The organism is Acetobacter ascendens (assembly GCF_001766235.1).
Taxonomy (GTDB): Bacteria; Pseudomonadota; Alphaproteobacteria; order Acetobacterales; family Acetobacteraceae; genus Acetobacter; species Acetobacter ascendens.
Genome location: NZ_CP015164.1, coordinates 133,468 through 149,518, shown reverse-complemented (window position 1 = coordinate 149,518; position 16,051 = coordinate 133,468). Strand labels below are relative to the sequence as shown.

Sequence of the window (16,051 nt, the reverse complement as noted above, 5' to 3'; positions counted from 1 at the left end):
GTGCTTCTCCTAACCCTGCGGGGTGCTGGTGCTGCCACTGCCGGGCATAATCCCACCGTGCACATGCGATGTGAGGGACACACCACCAGCCTGCACATCCTGCCCCACATTCAGGCTGCCGCTTATGCTGGCATCTCCTGAAATCTTGAGCGATTTTGCAGATATTTCTACGGTTCCGGGGGTGTGTATCACCACCCCATCGGGCGTGAACTGAATATACTGGCTGGGTGCTGCGTTTAAAAAACCGCCCAGATACAGCGCATCCGCCATGCTGTTATGGCGAAAACTGGCGGGCGGTGCGGCGGCGCGTGCGGTTTTTACGTTCAGAATATCCCGGTCCGCCATCACGGCCAGACCGATATCCCCCACCGCAGGGTCCAGCACCACAGCGCTGCTGCCCCCCTGAAGCCGAAAATACGGCACGTTATACAACACCCCATGCGTCATAGTTTGGCCTGCGGCATCCTGCTGATGCACCAGGGGTTGCACATCCACAAACCCCACGGGGGCCAAACCGGCACCAGAAACCGCACATACCTTAACGGGTATAGCGGTGCGTACCTCTACCAACATGCGGCGCATAACGGCCACAAGCGCGTTGTAATCCGATGCCCCAGCACCCGCCCTATCAAACACAGCCTGCCCGGATGCAGGCATGTTGGGCGGAAATCCGGATACAAAACTGTTTTGATCTGTCATGAATTTTCTGATCCTACAGCCTGTGCCACCACGTGGGTAAACCACGGGCCATCTGGCATTTGGGCGCTTAAACTGTGCCGAAGCTGCAAAACCTGCCACAGCCCCGTGCCGCCCCCACCGGGCTGATACTGGCTTTGCAATGCCAACACGCTGCCGTAGCTGATACGCGGGTTAAACAACATGCTTAGCGCCACCCCACCGGCAGACCATGTAGGATACCCCACCAGCCCCGTACTGGCCGAAACCTGAATGGCGGCAGATGTCTTTAGTGTTGTGTTGGCACCACCGGTTCTGGCAGGCCATGCCGCCAAACGCCCCCGGCCCAATGCGGCCTGAAAAAACTGTGTGTTCAAACACTGGCTGATCTGCTGCCCCGGCGTGCCATGAAAATACGGATCATGCAGCACGGTGTTCAGGCCGTTATTTTCAAACGTTAGCCCGGCCAGTGCGGCAATACGCGCCAATACCTGCGCCAGTGGCACAGCCCCCTTAAACCCGGTGGGGGCGGCAGGCAGTGCATTTGGTAAAACTGTAGAAAACGCCTGCACCACAAAAGCAACATCTGGTGCCGCGCTATAATCTGCATAAGCCAGTGTAACCCCGCCCTGAAACACAAGTGCCTGCGCGCCAGAGGTGCCATCTGGCACCATCAGCAGCACTTCACTGGCACTTTGGCTGGCAGGATCTGGCGCACTCAGGCTCAGGCGGTTCATTAAATCCGGAGGCATGCCGGTTATGCGTATCTGCGCGGTTTCCCCCGTTGGGTATGGGGCCTGCGCAATGTCCGCCTGCACCTGCAAGCCAGAAAGGGTAACTGTATCCACCCCATCCGCCGTGCCAAACACGCCATTGAGAAGCCGGAACGTCACCTCCACATCTCGCATGGCCCAATCTGGCGTTTTTGTTGTAACCGTGCCGCTCATGCGGGCCAGCCTGTGCGCCACAGCAACACATAGCGCGTGCCAAGCCCGGTGCTTTGCGGGTCCTGCGTGCCTTGGGTATCCATAAACGCCAGATCACCCGGCAGGCCGGTGGCAGCATTACGCGCCAGCCATGTCCGGTCTTGGCACAACACGCCAGAAAGCGCACGCGTACCTGCGCACCATATATCTGCATACAAACCAGTGGCCCGCTGGCGCAGTGCTATTTGGAGTGTCTGTTCTGCCAGTGTGATCTTAAACATTTGTGCAGGCACAGCACTTATGGGCACCTGCACAAATGTTGTTGTGGGGGTGCTCATGCAATTTCTCCGGCATCTATGCTGCTGGTAGTGGCATAGGCCATGCCGCCGCACTGTATCTGCTGGCCCTGCGGCATACGTGTGCTGGTAAACTGTGTGCTTCCGGTTATACGCACTTCCTGCAAGGCAATTTCCACAACCGGCATGGTAATGCCCTGCCGTGCCTGCCGCATCCAACGGTGGCCGATAATGTTTACGCTATCGTATTTCTTTTCCGGGGTCATCACGGCATACAGGTTTGTATCGGCCTCCAATGCCTCCAGCGTGGCAAAAAAGCCTGCACGCACATACAATGCGCCCGCCTGCCCGGCCCCGGCCAGAACATCCAACGCAAGGCTGGTGGCGTTGGCATCTTCCGTCCCGGCCTCTGATCCATCACACACCATGACAATCCGATGCTGCCGAGACATGCGCACTTTACTGTAAGATAAAAACGCACCATCCTCTAGCGGGGCTTCTGCAATGCGCCATGCACTTTGCATATCGGCAGAAAGCACATGGGCAGATGTTAAAACCCTCTGCCCGTCCTGCGTAAAAATACCCCACTGGCTGGCCGCCTGTGTAATTTGCAAATCATCCAGCACGCTCCCTACCGTAACAGAGGCCGAAGCCTGCACCCCGGCAGAAACAGATTGCCCCATAAGGGCAGGTACCCCCACTGCTACAGGAATATTCCATACAGATGGCAGGCTAACTGGCAACATGGGCATGAAACAGAACTCTTTACTGAACAGGAAAAGGGTTTTTAAATAGAGCCAAGTATAGAAAGCGCTGCCAAAGTAGCGCTATCTCCCCCGCCAAGGCCCTGCATGGCCACACGGGGCGGCATAGGTGCAGGGTGTGGAGAGGGTGTGGCAAACGGGCTGGAAGGTGTTTTCTGCCCCTGCGTTGCCAAAGTAGGCCGCGCCAATGCCACAACTGGCTGAATTGCCGCCCGCATAAGCGGAGATGACGGTAAAAATACCCCCATCATGCCTGGTGCAACAGGCTGGTCTTTATCTGGCACGGCAACAGGGCGTAGAGCTGAAAAAGCAACGCGCTTATCCTGTTTTGGAACAGAAAAATCCTGAAAATATCGAGTTTTCTCTAAAACACTTGCACTTTCAGGGTCTTGTATATGACGTTGTAACCGCTGCCTTTGCACCTGCTGGGGGCGCCGAAACATACGCACGGTTAGCGCAGCACCTCCCCTTTCTGCCTGCATTTGGGGCACAGGCAGCTTGCCCCCTGAAGCACGTAAGGAAGGCATATGCGGCAGCACAGAAAAAGGCCTGTATGCCAGAATATCCGCAGCATTTTTAGGTGTGTTCTGCCGAGACTTTTGGGGGTGCGTAAACTGTAATGTACTTTCCGCCGCAGCCTGAGCCGTGCTGGCCGCCAATAAAATATGACCAGAGAGCGCAGGCATGTTTTTCAAAATATCTTTCTGCCTGTAAGGCGCCCCCAGCACAGAGGCCGTACTCGCCATAGGCTTTACATTCCCACTATCTATGGGCGTAAGCACAGGCGGCGCAGCCCCCAACGCAGAGTGCACAACAGAAAACACAGGTTTCCGCACCCCCATAGCCAGAGGCATATACCCCGCCCCCATGCTGTATTGGCGCAAAATCTGTAATAATGCCAAAAGCCCTTTGCTCTTGGTCTTTTTTGCGCGTGTATGGGTTTGCATAAAGTGTTCCAATACACGGCGCAGGCGTTCCAGTAACGGCAATGTTGCGCGCGCCTTGCTTTGGGGCGATGTGTTTACAGTTTTGGCCATGTTTGGGGGCTTTCCTGCGCGGGCATGTGCGCCATATTCCAGTTGCACACAGAAAGTATTTCCACAAGCGTATAAAAATCTTCGCTGTCGTAAACTGTTTTTAGATCATGCAGGCTTGCAAGGCCCGATGCCACAACCGCTGCCATAGCGGGTGAAATGTTCACACAGTTTACAACGGAGCCTGTGCGGCATCTTCCCCCAGCAAAGCCGCCACTATGGGGAAAAACTGGTGCGCGGCGGCCCGCAAAAAACCCACATGCAGCCTAAAAGCCTCGGCGCACACCATGCCAAGAGTTTCAGGTTCTGCAAAATCGGCAGAAATAACAGCACGGGTTACTTCTGGCCGGTGTGGATCTGGCCGCATTTTAACGCATTGCATCAGCCGCGCCAAAGCTGCATCCAGATCGGATTCTTCCATAAAGCCAAAAATTTCCAGCCCAAAAGCGGCAAGCCCGGCAAGACCCGCCTCTGCCATATCCGCCTCCACGCACGCACCACCGCGTATGGCAGCCTGCAACACATGGCGCGCCCAGCTATCTGCGGTAAAGGCATCCATGCGTGTCAGCACAAACACTTTACCCTGATCTTCCCTCGGCAGGGGGTGCGTGTATTCCACGGTTTTCATACCTGCTTTTTCCTGTTGTTTTTCAAAACACCCGTATTTTACAGGGCAGCAGGCAACACACGTTCCCACAGAATTTCAAAACTGCGGGCTTCCAGCACACGGCCTGCAAAAGCCCACGCACCATGGTGTATTTGCGCCCAATGGAAGGAAGCTGAATTTCCGCCCCCAGCCGATACAACCCGCGCTGTGCATCCTGCGCTGCGGCAATGGCCTCAAACACCAAACCACTTTCACTACTGGCGGCAAGAGAGATTGTCTGCCGCACGGGTGTGGGTATCCAGCCTGCATTCAGGTAGCCATCAATGCTCATGGCCGTTTCTGCAAGATCTCGTACGGATGTTTCAAACGCACGATCAGCGGCATAGTTTTCCAGCGTGATAGGCGTGTTGTACAACCCCGGCACCGTAATGGTAAAAACCGAGTTGGCGGCTGTAATATCGTAATCAGACATGCTTACTGCACCTCTACCGTAGCCAGAGAGATAGACTGGACAGACTGCCCATCCATGTAAAAAAACCGTGCCTGCACCGGCCCACGTTTGGCCCGTATGGCGGCAGATGCGGTGGAGGCACCGGGCAGCAAATACCACCCGCGTGTGGCCAGCGTATCTGCAATACTGCGCCCTGCCTGTGCATTCACCACCTGCGCCTGCGCGGCAGAAAGCGTAACGTTGGGCTGGATAGCGCCAAAAGCCACGGCGGTATCAATGGTATTCTGCACAGCGGTGGCCAGCAGCGTATCACCCTGCACGGCATAGGGAATTTGCCCGACAGAAGAAAACAGCGTGAGCAGATCAGACTGGAAGGAGGATGTCATCCAGATCTGGTTCAGATAACTGTCTGCCCATGCAAACGCGCCAGATACCGCACCGTTGTTGAGAAAACTGAATGTGGAATCCCCACTTTTGTAGGAACCATAAAAGCTGTAGCCATTTTGCAGCAGTGCCTGCACCTGTGTGGCTGTAATATCCGCTGGGGTAACGCCGCCATTGTTGCGGAACATCAACGTGGTGCGCCCGGCATTGCGCTGCGGGTTTATGCTGGCCGCCCACCCCAAACACAGGGCCGCGGCCAATGTGCCGTTGCCATCTGTATTGCACAGGCACGTTAGCCCTGGTGTGGCCTGCGCGGCAACGGTTCTGCCAAAACATGCTGAATCTGCCTGTAAAATGCTGGCATCATTATCCTGCACAATGCCCCAATAGCGGTTAGGGTTTGTGGGCATCCATGCGGCAATAGCGGTTTTGGCTGCGGCATCTGGCTCCTGCGCAAAGGCAAAGGCGCACCAATCTGCACTGGCGGCGGTGGCGTTTGTAAGGGCCGTGGTGTAATCCGTATCTGCCGGGGTGGCGGGCAGTTGGTAAAAATACAGCGTTTGCGGCAGATCCTGCGCATTGGTGTAGCCCGCAAAGTAAATGCTGGCCATGCTGGCTTCTATACTTTCCACGCCACATGTGGCTGCCACTTCTGCCGCGGTTGTAAACGAGGAAAGACCAGAAGAAAGCGCCGTATTTGTAGAAAATATAAGACCATTCAGCAGGTTTGTGGTGCCCCCCGCCGCCAGCACACCCGGCGTGACAGACACAAGGGAAGAAACAGGAAGGATCATGCAGGTTTTACTCGCATTTCAAAGCCTGTCTGCGGCCACGCTGTGCACTGTGGCAGCGGTGGCTGTGGCGGCTGGCAGGGTGATGGAAAAAGTAAGCTGGCTGTGCAGGGTAAGCTGCCAGTGGGGTTCGTATTGTTGTTGCGCGTTTACATAGGGCAGACATTCGGCGTTATCTGCATACAAGGGGGATAGGCGCGGCATGTCTTGTTGTTGTGCCGCAAGGTTTGCAAAAAATGTGGTGCTCCACACATCACGCCACAGGGTTAAGAGCGTTTGCGCGGCATCTGCTGCGCCTGTGCCAAAAAGGCTGATCTGGGTGGCAAGTTGCTGCTGCCGCAACAGGGTGCAGCTTTGCGCCCCATAGCGTGTGCTGCCCGTGCTAATGGGCTGGCAAGAAAGCGGTGTAATAAGCGCCAACATGCCGCGTGGCGGTGGCGTGCGGTTTTGCCGGGCTTGCAAAACCGTTGTGCCAGCAGGCAGAACTTCCAGAATAAAGGCACGCAAAGCGGCAAACACCTGTGCCTGATCTGGCTGTTGCACAACGTGGGTGCTCATGCCGCCACCTGTTGGGTTACCTGCACACGGCACCATTGGCCACCCCAAGCCTCGGGCTGGGCCGTTACCAGCCAGTGTGCGTTATCAAACACAAACACATCGCCCCCAAACTGATGCGTGCGGTCCACCCCACAAATGGTGCCAGGCATATAGATTTCTCTCTGAACGGTGCTTTGGTTTTGCCCATCTGTATGTGTCAGCTCATCTGTTGGCACGGGCTGCACCCTAATGGTTACGGCAATATCCATAGTGCATGGGGTGGTGCTGCCATCTGGCGCGGTTGTGTAGCCCGTGTTCACGCGCAATATGGCGGGCACAGATGGCAACAAAGCCGCCGTGGCCCCCAACGCCATGTTAAACAACGCGTTCATGGCCATGAGAGCACTCTTTGCGGCCAACCCGGCACATAGTGCCCCATGCGCAAAAAAGGCAGATGCGGCCCAAAAGGTTGCGCCATAAGGTGTTTGCACCCACCACGCCTGCGCGGGAGAAACCGTGCCCATATCGGCCTGCACCTGCACGCTGCCCATGCGCGCGGTGGTAATGCGCCCCACAAGGGTGGCTGTGCCATCTCCCGCACCTGTGGCATACACTCCGCTATTGATGCCAAGCTGAAGCAGATGCGCTGTAATCAGCATCAGCAAATCTGCCCGCCGGGCCGGGTTGCGCACGGGGGATGTGCCAGTGTTGTTCAAAAACAGCCCGGCCTGCGTAAAACAGGCACTTGCGGCATCTGCCCCCGCACTGGCAACAAGATTTGGGTAGCGCGCCTTAAAGGCTGCGGTATCAAACACAACGGCCCCATCTTCCGCCATGTTGCAGGCAGAAGGTAAGGCAGCCGCTTGCATTGGCTGATTTCCCGGCATGGAAAACATCCTTTTACATGCTGCAAGATAACGGAAGTTTTGGCTTTATGCGGGCGTAATGCCGGGGGCTGGTGCTGTGGGGTTTAGCGGTTCCATACCCGTGCGCAGGCTGGCTTGTTCCTTGGCTTGGCCTGCGGCTTTTTCTGGCGAGGTCTGGGCAAAAATCAGCCCGGCTTCCAGCGGTGGAAAGCCTGCGTATTTTTGCGCCCATGCCTGCCAAAAATCTGCTGGCACGGGGGTAAGCCCATACCCGCCTGCCTTGGCCATGCGTGCGCCTGCCAGCTCGTGCTTTTTGCCTGCCAGTTCCAGCACAAGCCCGTTGGGCAGTTTGCACCCAACGGTTACTGTTGATGATGTTGCCATGTGTTTTTCCGTTTTTATGCAGGAGTTTGCGTTGCGCGGGCTGTGTGTTTTACAGGCCGGTCATGGTGGCAATGCCTGCGGGCATGTAAATAATGGCCCGCCATGTGCCTTGGGAGAGCTTCTGCTTCCATGCCGAGGCCTCTGTTACCACCGCATGGGCCCGCAGTTTTTCTGTAAACGCGGCTTCAGCAGTTTTCTGCACATCCACATGGTCGGCCATAATCTGCATGGTCTGCACACCGTTGGCGGCGGCATCTCCATACTCCACGGCCTGCACAAAGCGCAGGTTGGGGTAGGTTTCACGCAGCATAGTCAGGGCGGAAAGGCCAAACGTGTTGCGGCGTGTTAGCAAACCCATGCGGGTTGGGGCCAGGCCCAGCACCATTGGCGTATCCGTATCCACCAGCCCGACCGTTTGTTTGCGTAGCTGGTTAATAAGGGCAATTACGTCATCCTGCCGTTCTTCCGGGGTGGCGTTTTCCCACGCGGTGCCACCTGTGGTTTTGGTGGCGGGCGTAATGGCGGCAGGCAGGCGCGGGTCATTCAAATACCCGTAAAGTTTCAGCCCACTGATGCCAAAAAAGTATGTCTGGTTCTGAAACTTGTTTAGCTTAAGGGCTGCGGCCTCTCGCAGGCTTGCGGCCCATTGCAGACGCGCCTGCCCGGCCAGCGCCAGTTCCTGCTCACCCCACGCCACAAACACCTGAGAATGGTAGGACTGGCGTTCGGGAAAGCTGGGGTTGAGGCTGACCGTGCCATTCTGGTTCCAATCCCCGTAAGAGGAAACCTGCCCTGCCGTTTCCAGCATGGGGAAGACGGCTGTTTTAGAAACCCAATCCCCCTTGCGCACCTCGCCCAGCAGTTCGGCCGCGCGCATGGGGGCAAAGGCCACCTTAATCAGCCCCGTATCCACCCAAGCAGACATAAAAGCCGGAATACCCGCATTGGCGGTGGTGGAAAGCGCGGGCTGGGCATCCAGCGCCATGCTGTCTGATGCCAAATGCTCTGCGCCAATCAGGCCGCGTGCATCGGGCACCACAAAGCCAAGGCGGTGGTGTTCCGCCAGTTCTGAATGAGAAGTCACCATTATGCGTGCATCCATGTAGAAATCCGAACAAGCTCACCCGCAGCACCGGCAGAGGCTACAAAAAACCCTGTTGCCACCGCACCTGTTACGGAACTGCCTGTGGCGGCGGTTTTAATTGTGCCATCAGTTAGGCTGGCAAAAACGGCCTGCCCCAGTGTGGCCTGTGTGGTGGGCTGCACCCAAAAATCACCCGCCGTAAACAGCGTTACGGGAAAGCCCTGCGGGATAACCATGCTTTCCGATGCCGTAAAATCCGTGATCTGGGCAGTCAGATCCCGATGCACAAAGCCATCGGGCGCGGCAGTGCTGCCACTTGGGGGTGCGTTGGCAACACTTACGCCATCGGCTTGCACCCAGCCAAAAGCGGCCACAGCGCAGCCACCGGCAGCCGCCACCAATGCGCCCTCGCCCGCCGGAAACGTGGCCGTGGGGTTGAGGGATGCAAAATCACCCGGCACAGCAGGCGCTGGCTGAATGTTGACCTGATTTTGAAAAGACATTTACCTGCCTTGTATCATGCAAAAATAAAAAAGGCTTCAGCCGCGCACGCCAATGCGTTCCAGCCCAAAGCGCTGCCGAAAGCCCTGAGCCGCTGCGGCATCCTGCCCCATTACGGGGGCGGCACCCCCTGCACGCGGCTGCATGCGGGCAAAGCTTTCAAACAGCGGTTTTAGCCCCTGTTCGGGCACGCCCGTTACATCAATGCCGGCTTCCTTTAAGGCAAAACCGTAAATGGCGGGGGCGCTATCCATCGCCACATCGCCCACAAAGGGGCGCACGGCGGCGCGGGCTGTGTGCAGGTCCGCCATCTGGCGCACGGCGCGTTCTTCCGCCTGCTGCACGGCCTGGGCAATGGCGGCATCCATGGCCGCAACGGTCATGGGCGTTTGATCTGCCGAGGGCGTGGTGTGTGTTGGCTCAGGCATGGCCTGAAAGCTCCTTTTGTTAAAAGGCATGTTGGGGTTTGGTGCGGCATCACCAATAATGGCGGAAGGCACACGGGGCTGGGTCACAAGGGCCAGATGGTTAAAGGCAATATCCGCCATTATCAGCGTATAGGGCATGCCCATATAGGTGCCCGCCTGCTTGATGGCCGTGTACCGATACCCGGCGGAAACCGCACGCTGTGTACCGTTTTCTATGGCCGCAATGGCCGTGGCATCCCATATTGTTAAGCTGCCTGTCAGGTTGGGTGGGGTAAAGCGTACATCGCTGCCCACCGCGCCTACGGTAATGCTGGCTGGGTGATCCTGCGCGCTTACCGGGGTGTGCTGCATAAGCACCGGTTTGCCGCGCAGGCTGGGTGCGGCCCGCATAAGCGCATCAGGCGGGCGAAAAACGCTGTAAATGGCATCATCTTTCAGGCCCAGCGCAGCGGCACCCGGAATTTCGCGCCCATAATAGGGGCTAACGGTTGCGGCGGAAAGAATGCAGTGCGCAATGTGCAAATGCCCATCTGCATCCACCCGGCGCACGCTGGCTCTGTCCAGCGCCAATGGCTGCGTATCGGGCGCAACATCGGCGTGCGGGCTGGCGCGGGCCTGCCCGGTTGTGCGTGTGTTCATGATGGCATACTCTGTTTTTTGGCGTCTATGTCCGCCTGTTCGGCCTCATCCATCTGCCATAGCGGGCGGAAGGTGAAATCTATGTCCGTATCCACCGCGCCCCACAGGTTCAGCATCACCATGTGCAAAATGTGCGTCAGGTTGGGGCGTAGGAAGGATTCCTGATAAGCGCTGATCCGATCATAAAAAACCCGGATCTCTCCATCAGCCGAGGCATTCAGCCCGGAAGGGGAAATACCGGCAAACTTTACCAGCGGCTGCTGGGCCACGGTGCAGATCTGCTCCAGCGCCTGTGCCTGCAAACTGTCCAGCCCGGAAAGGGGTGCGGCCAGAAGTTCCAGCTTTTCGCGCTCCTTATCCAGCACAAACGTGCCCCGGTTAGAGCGAAAGCGGTTAAACGCCTCCACCCGTGCCAAAAGCCCTTCGGGGTCCTGCGCATAGGCCGCCATATCGGTAGACAAAGCGACAATGGAAAACGCATTCAGCAAATCCGAAACACTTTGGCGCGTGCGCAACCAGTTTTCCACATAAGGCCGCGCCATTTGCGTAAGGGAAACACCACCGAAGTTATAAGCAGGTTTGAGAATATCCGGCACCTCCCGCGCGCAAAACCGCAACAGGCGTGTGGCATGCAAAAGCGTGCCCTGCACCCACCAGCTTTGCGGTCTGTAAAAGGCGGGGTGCAGCGGGTTTGCGGTTTCATACGTGGCGGGGGTTGTCCAAACAGGTTCCACCGGCACCAAGGCCCGCAAACTGCCTTTGCGAAAGGTTTCTGGCCGCAACAGCAAGGGAGATGCCAAACCACCCGCCACGGGGGAAAGCCCGGTATCAACATACAGCAGGCCCATGCCGTAATGGCCATCCATTTCCGCCATGCGGCGCAGCACATCACGCACATTCAGGCGGGTAAATTCGGCCTCCAACTGGTTAATGCGCGCGGCCTTGCTCGCCCCCTGCCCGGTGCGGGAGGTAAACACCAGCCATTGCCGCGTGGCCTCGGTGGCAATGGTGTCCACCATGTGCCGATACTCTGCCCGCTGGGCCATTTCCGCCAAACGCGCATAACCGGGAAACACCACCCCATCCGCCACGGCATTGCGCAGCCAGTCCAGCAAACCGGGGGTGCTTTGTGCGGCGGCACTATCCATAGCCAGTGGGGCGGTGCTGCCATTGGCCCGCACCCCGCGCGGGGGCCGATACGGCGCAAACACATCTGCCCGCGCCACGGCAGCCGGGGCCACCTTGGCAACATCCGCCGCAAAGGCCCCTTGGGGCAGCACCGGCTCCTTACGTGGCAGGGCCACAGGGGCACAACGCCCGCGCAAACGCTGCCACCACCCCAGCCTAGCGAGGGGAGAAAAAGACAAACCAGACATACCCTGCCCTTGTTAAAAATTAGAAAAAGCCTTTTGCCACGCAGCCACAAACCCATATGCACCTGCACGGCGCACATGCCCCTCCGCCGCCAAAAACCCGTAATGGACGCGGAAAAAACTTGTCTGCCCCCGCTGCTGGCGGGTAAATGGGCGGCATTGAAATGCAACCTGATTGCGGTGCTGTAAGCCGTGGCGCGGAACGGATGATCTGCAATCACCCAACAAGCCCAAGGAACTTGCCGAGCATGACTGCCCAGCCCTTAGCCCCTACGCCCGATACCCAAAACGCAGCCCTGCCCATTTGCGTGGCAGCCCTTTACCGCTTTACCCCATTTGCAAACCCGGCTGATCTGCGCGGGCCGTTGCAGGATGTGTGCACCGCCACCGGGGTAAAAGGTATTCTGCTTTTGGCATCCGAGGGCATTAACGGCACCATTGCGGGCACAGATGCCGGTATTGAAGCCGTGCTGGCGCATATCCGCGCCCTGCCCGGCTGTGCGGATATTGAGGTCAAGTTCTCCCGCGCGCCAGAAATGCCCTTCCTGCGCATGAAGGTGCGGCTGAAGAAGGAAATTGTGACAATGGGTGTAGAGGGCACAGACCCCAACCACATTGTTGGCACCTACGTGCCCCCCACAGAATGGAACGCCCTGTTAAAAGACCCCGACACCATTCTGATAGACACGCGCAATGATTACGAAGTGGCCGTAGGCACGTTTGAGGGTGCGATAGACCCGCAGATTAAAACCTTTCGGGAATTTCCCGCATGGTTCCGCCAGCACCGTGAGGAACTTCTGGCAAAAGGCCGCAAGCCGCGTGTGGCCATGTTCTGCACCGGCGGTATTCGGTGTGAAAAATCCACCGCCTTTGCCAAGGCCGAAGGGCTGGATGAGGTGTATCATCTGCAAGGGGGTATCCTAAAGTATCTGGAAACCGTGCCAGAGGCAGAAAGCCTGTGGCGGGGTGAATGTTTTGTGTTCGACCAGCGCGTAACAGTGGACCACGGCCTAAAACCCGGTGAGCTGGAACTGTGCCACGCCTGCCGCACGCCCATTACGGCGGAAGATAAAGCCAGCCCCAAGTTTGAAACCGGCGTATCCTGCCCGCACTGCTACGGCCAGTGGGATGAAGCCCGCCGCGCCCGCCATGCGGAGCGTGAACGCCAGGCCCGTTTGGCCGAACAGCGCGGCGAGGCCCATTTAGGCGCCAACATGGCCGAAGAACGCGCCCGCAAACGCCAGCAGCGTGAAGAAGAAAAGCGCCGCCAGCAGGCTTTGCGCCAGCAGCACGCACACTAAATACGGGCCAGAAAATCCGGCCCAAAGCGCGGCAGGGGGTGTACCTCTGCCAGTGCGGCAAAGGCACCGGCTGCGGCATCCACTTGGTCATCATGCGCAGCGGCGGGAAAAGCGGCCAGTTCCTCCATAAACGCATGCACCCACGGGACGCGTAGCAGCAGCACGTTGCCTGCGTTCACCTGTGCGGCAAATGGGGCGGCGCGGGTGGCTTTATCTCCTGTTTCACGCACGCAGCGCACTTTGTAACCGGCCAGCCTGCTGGTGAGGTACCGCGCCTGCGCCACACCGGCCTGCCCGGGGTCTTGCGGCAGCACAATTTCCACCTCCACACCATCACGCGCGGCGGTGGCCAGCAGGGCGGCTTCTACCTGTGCGGGGTCTCCGCGCAGACGGGTGATGTCCGCCACCACAAAGCGCCCATCTGGCAGGTGGTGCATTTTTACGCCCACCGTCCAATCCGGGTTGTTGCTGCCGCTCTGGCGGGTGGCAGCTAAATCCCACCGGCGCACGGCGGGGCCAGAGGCTGCGGGCAATACCTCCTGCACGCCCAGCATATGCGTGTGAAACAAATTGCCAGAAAGCGGCACCGGGTTTTGCTGATACAACGCTGCCCATTCCCGCTCCCCCACCGCTTGGCGAATGCGCGCAAGTTCCGCCGTATCAAACGCCTGCGGCCATAATGCCTGCCCCGGTATGCGGCCCAGTGCATCGTGCTCGGTGGCCAAAGCGGGCAGATCCAGCACATGCCATGCCTCGCCCGTTTTGTTGCGCATATCATCCAGCAGGCGGCCTGCCAGATCATCCATGCTCCAGCGTGTCATCACCATCACAATGGCGCCGCCGGGCATCAGGCGGGTGCGCAACACGGCGCGGTACCAATCCAGCACGGCAGCACGGCGGGCGGGGCTTTCGGCCTCCTGCCTGTCCTTTACGGGGTCATCTATAATGGCCAGATGCGCGCCGCGGCCTGTTAGCCCGCCGCCCACACCCATGCCGGTGTACCCGCCGCCCTGTGCGGTGTGCCACACATCCCGCGCGCTGCTATCCGCCGCCAATCTTGTTGCGGGAAACAGCGCCCTATAGCGGGAGGACGCCACAATATTGCGCACATCGCGCCCAAAATCCTGCGCCAGCGTGGCCCCGTAGGAGGCCCCGATAATCTGCCGCTTGGGGTGCCGCCCCAAATACCAAGCGGGAAAGCGGCGAGATGTCAGCTCTGATTTGCCATGCCTTGGCGGCATAAACACCATCAGCCGCGTGATACGCCCGGCCTCTACCTGCTCCAGCGTGCGGGCCAACAGGGCATGATGTGCGCCTGCTTTGTAATCTGGCAGCGTATAGCGGGCAAAATCCAGAACATGCTGGCGTGCGGCCTGCCTGCGTGCCAGTTCTGCCCGTGCCACCCGGCCCGCCTGTATGGTGCGTGCGCATTCGGGGTGGGCGTGAGGCATGAAAAGGGTTTTTCCAAGTTACAGCTACAAAAATCAGGGCTGTGGGGGCGCACCGTTTTCCTGCGCCAGTGCGGCCAGTTCCTCATCCGTAAAGGCATCTGCGCTGCGGCGTGGCAGGGCATCTGTGGCAAGGCCCGAAAGTTTGGGGTGCATGTAGGGGGCGGCCACCTTGGCGGCATCAAACTGGCGGTCTGTTATGCTTTCATCCCCCTGCATGATGCGGGTGAAGATATCCAACGGGGTTACGGGCTTTGTGCTGCGCCTTTTGCGGCGCGCCATCGGGGCCAAAGCTGATGGCCCTAATGCGCCCGGCGCGGGTGCTGCTGTCTTGCGGGGCATGGCCACATATCCAACTGTGTTGAACAAAAGAAGATCCAGAACGCCCCGCCCTGCCGTGGGCTACAAACGGGCGGTCTGTTTCGTGCTGATGGTGGTGGTGTTCCCGCGTAAGGGCGGCCACCATGTGCTGGCATGTTGGCAGATTGAGCCTGCCCACGCGGGCCAGCCCCGCCACATGGCCACGCCATACCGGGCGGCAGCGCACAACGGCCTGTGCCGGGCACCCCAGCAACAGGGCTTGTGCCCACCCTATGCCAATATCCGCCCGGTGATGGTAGCGCGGCGTGCATACCAGCGGGCACATCACCACACCCTTACGGCGTGTCGTCAGTTAAGCCCTGAGAGTGGCACGTGAGGGTTGTACTTTGTGTCTGCGTGTGCTGACTGTTTTCCCGTTTTTTTGGGGAGACAGACAGATGCGGCGCTATAGTTTACGCGATGACCAGTGGGAGCGGATAAAGGATCTTCTTCCTGGTCGAGAAGGCTATGTCGGCGGCACTGCGGTGAACAACCGTCTGTTCGTGGAGGCGGTGTTGTATCGCTATCGCGCGGGTATTCCATGGCGCGACCTTCCTGCCCGTTTCGGTGACTGGAAAAACGTGCACCGGCGTCTGCGCCGCTGGTGTGAAAGCGGCGTCATCGAACGGATATTTCGTTATCTGGCCGCTGATTACGACAACGAATACATGATGATCGACAGCACAATTGTCCGAGCGCATCAGCATAGTGCCGGAGCTCTCAAAAAAGGGGCACGGATCAGGCCATCGGACGATCACGAGGCGGGCTAACTACAAAGATCCATGCCATCTGCGACGCTCTGGGCAATCCAGTGGAACTCGGCATCACACCGGGACAGGATGCCGATATCACCCAGGCAGAACCACTTCTGGAAAACATCGAACCGGATGCTTTCCTTGCTGACAAGGCGTATGACGCGGACAGGTTGATCGATCGGCTGATACAGCGCGGGATTACCCCGGTCATCCCGCCAAAACGCAACAGAACGACACGACGGAAAACCGATTTTTCTCTCTACCGCGAACGGAACCTTGTTGAGAGGTTCTTCAATAAACTCAAGCAGTTTCGCGCTATCGCAACCCGCTACGATAAACTGAAATCGACCTTCCTCGCAGCCGTGCAGTTCGCCTCAATCATCATCCTGCTTAACTGACGACACGCCGTAGGCTGGGCCTGCGCCACAACCCACCAGCGGCCACCGC

At 58.4% G+C, this 16,051-nt stretch carries 20 protein-coding genes and 2 pseudogenes; 3 read left to right on the top strand and 19 right to left on the bottom strand.

Translation table 11 applies throughout. From position 1 onward, the window contains the following. Window positions 1-9 precede the first annotated feature (9 nt). The 17 genes and pseudogenes from A4S02_RS00770 to A4S02_RS00695 form a co-directional block, all read right to left on the bottom strand. Window positions 10-699 (bottom strand): Gp138 family membrane-puncturing spike protein, encoded by a 690-nt coding sequence (locus tag A4S02_RS00770; RefSeq protein ID WP_070322667.1) that lies wholly within the window; start codon window positions 697-699, stop codon window positions 10-12. Next, window positions 696-1,622 carry a baseplate hub protein gene (locus tag A4S02_RS00765; protein ID WP_070322666.1) on the bottom strand — a complete coding sequence of 309 codons (927 nt, stop codon included), beginning with the start codon at window positions 1,620-1,622 and terminating at the stop codon, window positions 696-698. The genes A4S02_RS00770 and A4S02_RS00765 overlap by 4 nt, the downstream gene beginning before the upstream one ends. Next, window positions 1,619-1,939, bottom strand: coding sequence for a phage baseplate plug family protein (locus tag A4S02_RS00760; RefSeq protein ID WP_070322665.1), 321 nt, complete (start codon window positions 1,937-1,939; stop codon window positions 1,619-1,621). Before A4S02_RS00760 ends, A4S02_RS00765 begins: the two co-directional genes overlap by 4 nt. Beyond that, window positions 1,936-2,649, bottom strand: coding sequence for a phage baseplate protein (locus A4S02_RS00755; protein ID WP_070322664.1), 714 nt, complete (start codon window positions 2,647-2,649; stop codon window positions 1,936-1,938). The genes A4S02_RS00760 and A4S02_RS00755 overlap by 4 nt, the downstream gene beginning before the upstream one ends. Before the next feature lie 35 nt (window positions 2,650-2,684). Then, complete coding sequence (locus A4S02_RS00750) at window positions 2,685-3,698, bottom strand: hypothetical protein (RefSeq protein WP_070322663.1); 1,014 nt, start codon at window positions 3,696-3,698, stop codon at window positions 2,685-2,687. Next, window positions 3,683-3,844, bottom strand: coding sequence for a hypothetical protein (locus A4S02_RS15820; protein WP_167542407.1), 162 nt, complete (start codon window positions 3,842-3,844; stop codon window positions 3,683-3,685). The genes A4S02_RS00750 and A4S02_RS15820 overlap by 16 nt, the downstream gene beginning before the upstream one ends. Before the next feature lie 23 nt (window positions 3,845-3,867). Continuing rightward, window positions 3,868-4,323: a hypothetical protein gene (locus A4S02_RS00745; RefSeq protein ID WP_070322662.1), complete on the bottom strand. Its 456-nt coding sequence runs from the start codon at window positions 4,321-4,323 to the stop codon at window positions 3,868-3,870. A gap of 38 nt (window positions 4,324-4,361) precedes the next feature. Then, window positions 4,362-4,774, bottom strand: a pseudogene (locus tag A4S02_RS00740) (phage tail fiber protein). A 2-nt stretch (window positions 4,775-4,776) separates the two neighbouring features. Then, window positions 4,777-5,931, bottom strand: a complete 1,155-nt coding sequence (locus tag A4S02_RS00735) for a DUF3383 family protein (protein WP_070322661.1) — start codon at window positions 5,929-5,931, stop codon at window positions 4,777-4,779. An 18-nt stretch (window positions 5,932-5,949) separates the two neighbouring features. Continuing rightward, window positions 5,950-6,486 carry a phage neck terminator protein gene (locus A4S02_RS00730; protein ID WP_208858896.1) on the bottom strand — a complete coding sequence of 179 codons (537 nt, stop codon included), beginning with the start codon at window positions 6,484-6,486 and terminating at the stop codon, window positions 5,950-5,952. After that, window positions 6,483-6,863 (bottom strand): hypothetical protein, encoded by a 381-nt coding sequence (locus A4S02_RS16325; protein WP_070322659.1) that lies wholly within the window; start codon window positions 6,861-6,863, stop codon window positions 6,483-6,485. The genes A4S02_RS00730 and A4S02_RS16325 overlap by 4 nt, the downstream gene beginning before the upstream one ends. Then, window positions 6,854-7,361: pseudogene (locus A4S02_RS16320) on the bottom strand (DUF4054 domain-containing protein). The gene A4S02_RS16325 and the pseudogene A4S02_RS16320 overlap by 10 nt, the downstream one beginning before the upstream one ends. 36 nt (window positions 7,362-7,397) lie before the next feature. Next, entirely contained in the window at window positions 7,398-7,715 is a 318-nt protein-coding gene (locus A4S02_RS00715; protein WP_070322658.1) for a hypothetical protein, read from the bottom strand. A gap of 49 nt (window positions 7,716-7,764) precedes the next feature. Next, entirely contained in the window at window positions 7,765-8,802 is a 1,038-nt protein-coding gene (locus A4S02_RS00710) for a major capsid family protein (protein WP_070322657.1), read from the bottom strand. Beyond that, window positions 8,802-9,302: a structural cement protein Gp24 gene (locus tag A4S02_RS00705; RefSeq protein ID WP_070322656.1), complete on the bottom strand. Its 501-nt coding sequence runs from the start codon at window positions 9,300-9,302 to the stop codon at window positions 8,802-8,804. Before A4S02_RS00705 ends, A4S02_RS00710 begins: the two co-directional genes overlap by 1 nt. Before the next feature lie 36 nt (window positions 9,303-9,338). Beyond that, complete coding sequence (locus A4S02_RS00700) at window positions 9,339-10,367, bottom strand: DUF2213 domain-containing protein (RefSeq protein ID WP_070322655.1); 1,029 nt, start codon at window positions 10,365-10,367, stop codon at window positions 9,339-9,341. Then, a complete protein-coding gene (locus A4S02_RS00695; RefSeq protein WP_070322654.1) occupies window positions 10,364-11,743 on the bottom strand; it encodes a DUF1073 domain-containing protein in 1,380 nt (459 codons plus the stop codon). Before A4S02_RS00695 ends, A4S02_RS00700 begins: the two co-directional genes overlap by 4 nt. A 245-nt stretch (window positions 11,744-11,988) precedes the next feature. Here A4S02_RS00695 and trhO point away from each other — a divergent pair, with 245 nt between their 5' ends. Further along, on the top strand, window positions 11,989-13,041 hold the full coding sequence (gene trhO / locus A4S02_RS00685; protein ID WP_070322653.1) for an oxygen-dependent tRNA uridine(34) hydroxylase TrhO: 1,053 nt from the start codon (window positions 11,989-11,991) through the stop codon (window positions 13,039-13,041). On the opposite strand, the gene terL is transcribed toward trhO, so the two are convergent. Beyond that, the gene (gene terL / locus A4S02_RS00680; protein ID WP_070322652.1) at window positions 13,038-14,492 is read right to left on the bottom strand and encodes a phage terminase large subunit; all 1,455 of its coding nucleotides are present in this window, start codon (window positions 14,490-14,492) and stop codon (window positions 13,038-13,040) included. The genes trhO and terL overlap by 4 nt on opposite strands. A 33-nt stretch (window positions 14,493-14,525) precedes the next feature. Further along, window positions 14,526-14,858: a hypothetical protein gene (locus A4S02_RS15980; protein ID WP_228142415.1), complete on the bottom strand. Its 333-nt coding sequence runs from the start codon at window positions 14,856-14,858 to the stop codon at window positions 14,526-14,528. A 28-nt stretch (window positions 14,859-14,886) separates the two neighbouring features. Between A4S02_RS15980 and A4S02_RS15910 the strand changes: the two genes are divergently transcribed. Together A4S02_RS15910 and A4S02_RS14680 are read left to right on the top strand one after the other, a co-directional pair. Continuing rightward, window positions 14,887-15,186 carry a hypothetical protein gene (locus A4S02_RS15910; RefSeq protein WP_208858894.1) on the top strand — a complete coding sequence of 100 codons (300 nt, stop codon included), beginning with the start codon at window positions 14,887-14,889 and terminating at the stop codon, window positions 15,184-15,186. Window positions 15,187-15,247: 61 nt separating this feature from the next. Then, a protein-coding gene (locus A4S02_RS14680) for an IS5 family transposase (RefSeq protein ID WP_087651418.1) occupies window positions 15,248-16,002 on the top strand; the annotation gives its coding sequence in 2 pieces (ribosomal slippage) (window positions 15,248-15,587 and window positions 15,587-16,002; 756 coding nt in all). Window positions 16,003-16,051: the final 49 nt, after the last annotated feature.

What these genes read in the sequence shown, in the direction of transcription:
- A4S02_RS00770 (WP_070322667.1), bottom strand. Translation starts at nt 699, where the DNA reads ATGACAGATCAAAACAGTTTTGTATCCGGATTTCCGCCCAACATGCCT.
- A4S02_RS00765 (WP_070322666.1), bottom strand. Translation starts at nt 1,622, where the DNA reads ATGAGCGGCACGGTTACAACAAAAACGCCAGATTGGGCCATGCGAGAT.
- A4S02_RS00760 (WP_070322665.1), bottom strand. Translation starts at nt 1,939, where the DNA reads ATGAGCACCCCCACAACAACATTTGTGCAGGTGCCCATAAGTGCTGTG.
- A4S02_RS00755 (WP_070322664.1), bottom strand. Translation starts at nt 2,649, where the DNA reads ATGCCCATGTTGCCAGTTAGCCTGCCATCTGTATGGAATATTCCTGTA.
- A4S02_RS00750 (WP_070322663.1), bottom strand. Translation starts at nt 3,698, where the DNA reads ATGGCCAAAACTGTAAACACATCGCCCCAAAGCAAGGCGCGCGCAACA.
- A4S02_RS15820 (WP_167542407.1), bottom strand. Translation starts at nt 3,844, where the DNA reads ATGGCAGCGGTTGTGGCATCGGGCCTTGCAAGCCTGCATGATCTAAAA.
- A4S02_RS00745 (WP_070322662.1), bottom strand. Translation starts at nt 4,323, where the DNA reads ATGAAAACCGTGGAATACACGCACCCCCTGCCGAGGGAAGATCAGGGT.
- A4S02_RS00735 (WP_070322661.1), bottom strand. Translation starts at nt 5,931, where the DNA reads ATGATCCTTCCTGTTTCTTCCCTTGTGTCTGTCACGCCGGGTGTGCTG.
- A4S02_RS00730 (WP_208858896.1), bottom strand. Translation starts at nt 6,486, where the DNA reads ATGAGCACCCACGTTGTGCAACAGCCAGATCAGGCACAGGTGTTTGCC.
- A4S02_RS16325 (WP_070322659.1), bottom strand. Translation starts at nt 6,863, where the DNA reads ATGGCCATGAACGCGTTGTTTAACATGGCGTTGGGGGCCACGGCGGCT.
- A4S02_RS00715 (WP_070322658.1), bottom strand. Translation starts at nt 7,715, where the DNA reads ATGGCAACATCATCAACAGTAACCGTTGGGTGCAAACTGCCCAACGGG.
- A4S02_RS00710 (WP_070322657.1), bottom strand. Translation starts at nt 8,802, where the DNA reads ATGGTGACTTCTCATTCAGAACTGGCGGAACACCACCGCCTTGGCTTT.
- A4S02_RS00705 (WP_070322656.1), bottom strand. Translation starts at nt 9,302, where the DNA reads ATGTCTTTTCAAAATCAGGTCAACATTCAGCCAGCGCCTGCTGTGCCG.
- A4S02_RS00700 (WP_070322655.1), bottom strand. Translation starts at nt 10,367, where the DNA reads ATGAACACACGCACAACCGGGCAGGCCCGCGCCAGCCCGCACGCCGAT.
- A4S02_RS00695 (WP_070322654.1), bottom strand. Translation starts at nt 11,743, where the DNA reads ATGTCTGGTTTGTCTTTTTCTCCCCTCGCTAGGCTGGGGTGGTGGCAG.
- trhO (WP_070322653.1), top strand. Translation starts at nt 11,989, where the DNA reads ATGACTGCCCAGCCCTTAGCCCCTACGCCCGATACCCAAAACGCAGCC.
- terL (WP_070322652.1), bottom strand. Translation starts at nt 14,492, where the DNA reads ATGCCTCACGCCCACCCCGAATGCGCACGCACCATACAGGCGGGCCGG.